Origin of the sequence: Paenibacillus sp. oral taxon 786 str. D14, assembly GCF_000159955.1 — a bacterium.
In the GTDB taxonomy this organism is placed as follows: Bacteria; Bacillota; Bacilli; order Paenibacillales; family Paenibacillaceae; genus Fontibacillus; species Fontibacillus phoenicis.
The window spans coordinates 1-2,534 of sequence record NZ_GG695991.1 but is presented as its reverse complement, the minus strand read 5'-3'; the positions used below and the strand labels follow the sequence as shown (position 1 = coordinate 2,534).

Here is a 2,534-nt window from a genome sequence, read left to right as displayed (position 1 = left end):
CTTATTCAGTGATCCTAATGGATTGCAAAATCGATAAAAATGACGCCAGCCGTTTCTGTGATTCGGGCTTATTGAACAATTAGGCCGATGAATAATGCAATTGTTTTTCGTCTAAAGAAATGAGAATCCCAAAAACAATCTTTGAAGTGTTTGAAATGTCATTAACCTCCACACAAGCAAAAGCACATGCTAGAAAGGGACAAGTCGATTCCGTTAGTGAGCCGAGCGTTATGTCCTTCACTAGTGTAAGTTCACCATTCCCAATACCCGTTTCAACCAGCTGAGGCACCCAATCGGGTGCCTTCGATTTCGCTCTATAGTTGATACGGAGAACCTTACCCCAATTATCGGCAAGTTTTTCTGTCGAAGTGAGCAAGAGACTGAAAATACACGTGCTATTGCAACTTCTTAGAGTCTTATAAGTTATTAAATAGCTCGATTTTATAATCGAGTTTCTCCAACATCTTATCAAGCAACTTGTTTTCTCGAAAATTTTTAAGGTGTGAGAACAATCTTCTCTTCAAACTTCTTATTCCATTTAATTGTAATGATGATATCCTCCCCTTTCCTTGGCAAGAAGTTGGTGTCTATTGAAGGAGAAATGACCTTATCACTGAGGTAACTATCAGTCTCAGAAGTTATAGTTCCACTTAGTTGAGAAACGTTACTGGGACTAGCTATATTATAAGCGACATCAAAAATCAATTCTTTAGAGTTGCGTGGTTCAATAGTACATTGGAGCAAATATTTCGATGCTTCGGAACTTTTTTCAGTCTCTCTTATAGTATAATTAGCCGTCCAATGGTCACTTTGTCCTTGTAAAGAAATGATCTCCTTGCTTATTTTATTGTCAGTTTCCTGCTTAGGATTACTATTACACCCAACGAATACAAAAATAAAAATTAATAAAACAAGACCAAATTTGATTTTCATAGTTACCTCCCAAATTTTGTAATTTAACACTACCAATATTTTCAATATTGGTATATAATAAAATTGTAATTATAACCTAAAGTTTACATGTTTTTGAGAAAAAATGATTCTTTTTCTTAGTTCCGTCTTATTAGTTACTTCTTATGGTTCGATTGCAAATGCTGAACAAATTGGTAATAATGAAAATTATCAATTTGTTCAGTCCCATCATGATAATGAGGAATTTATGGTAAAGAATATCCTTGATGCAAATGGACAACTAGAGAACTTGGAAACAGGAGAAGTTTACGAACTTGAAGTAGGAGAGATTAAAGTACAAAAGCTAGATGACTTTATGCGAATCCAAACCAACGAAACTGCCACACAATATAAAGCTGAAGCTGTAATAAGTGCAACAACCCACACGCAATCTGGTAATAAGACTGACGACAGTATATCACTTAAGGTCTATGCAACTATTTATTATACTTCTTATTCGAAGGATGGCTTTACTTATGTTGGAATGGATAAAATTGATTATAGATTTGATCTACTCGACAGCTCTGTAACAGTGTCTAATAAACGAATTTTAGTTTCACAAAATGGTGGTGCTGGTTATACAAATGGAGGCAAGGCTGTAACTAATCAACAAGACACCTTAAATGCATTTGATTCTGATACGATACTTGTAAGAAATTGGGGTTGGGATGCAGTTCTGAAATATGGTCTCGCTTATGCTTGTGGTATCAATATTACGGCAACATTACAACGCGGTACACATTCGAGTTGGAATTTCGTATTCAATTTTCCGGTAACCTAATAGTTGGATTTTTATCTTATTGAGGAATCATACTTGTTTTTTTGGGGGAAGGCTTTAGGTAGTAGGTTAGTTAGCTAATAGATTTATAATACTTAACGACGTTGACGCCCATCGATATGTGATGGGCGTTTTTCTTATCAAAGTCGAGGATCAACGCTGGACTTTATTCAGTTTTAAACTTAGGAGCGACTTCTGATGCAAGCTTATTTTTGACATTACACTCAAATTCTAAGTCCCTAGACCAACCCATGCATAAGGGAGCTTTAGTCTACATTGAAGGGTCATACTATACAAATGTAATTCGCTCGATTATAAATTAATAAATAGATCTGATCAATTCTCAGGACTAATTCCCCCGATCTATTTTGCTTTCTAAAGCAGACTTCGTTCGTAATCCCTTAGTCGATCGCCAACAAAAGGTAAGGGCGTCAGCTGCCGCTTAACGTTTGCCGGTTACTGCCCGGGGATGCTGGAACTGTTGGCGCGCGAGCTCAACCTCTGCCCTAATGACGCAGTCTTCAACATGATCGTTGAACAACCCCATCGCTTGCATGAAAGCGTACATCGTCGTCGGGCCGACGAATTTCCAGCCTTGCTTTTTGTCCTCTTTCGACAGCGCGATCGATAGCGTCGAAGTGGATGCTGTCTGCGGCTCCGCAAGTTGACTCCGGTCGGGCTCGTATTTCCAGAAGAAGGCGGCCGATTTGGCAAAGTGCTGGTGCATCTGGAGCATGAGCAAATGTACAGTAAGGAAGATTCGGAAAATGGAGTCGTCCCGCTAAGGGACGGCTTTTTTTAGTGT

The 2,534-nt window shown here is 38.4% G+C and carries 3 protein-coding genes; 1 reads left to right on the top strand and 2 read right to left on the bottom strand.

Features of this window, described 5'->3' with window-relative positions; translation table 11 throughout:
• Nucleotides 1–495 precede the first annotated feature (495 nt).
• Complete coding sequence (locus POTG_RS19140; protein ID WP_036646317.1) at nt 496–933, bottom strand: hypothetical protein; 438 nt, start codon at nt 931–933, stop codon at nt 496–498.
• 103 nt (nt 934–1,036) lie between these two features.
• Here POTG_RS19140 and POTG_RS19135 point away from each other — a divergent pair, with 103 nt between their 5' ends.
• Nucleotides 1,037–1,732, top strand: a complete 696-nt coding sequence (locus tag POTG_RS19135) for a hypothetical protein (RefSeq protein ID WP_009226495.1) — start codon at nt 1,037–1,039, stop codon at nt 1,730–1,732.
• A gap of 439 nt (nt 1,733–2,171) precedes the next feature.
• Here POTG_RS19135 and POTG_RS19130 read toward each other — a convergent pair whose 3' ends face one another.
• Complete coding sequence (locus POTG_RS19130) at nt 2,172–2,465, bottom strand: DNA-3-methyladenine glycosylase I (protein WP_009226494.1); 294 nt, start codon at nt 2,463–2,465, stop codon at nt 2,172–2,174.
• Between the last annotated feature and the right edge of the window lie 69 nt (nt 2,466–2,534).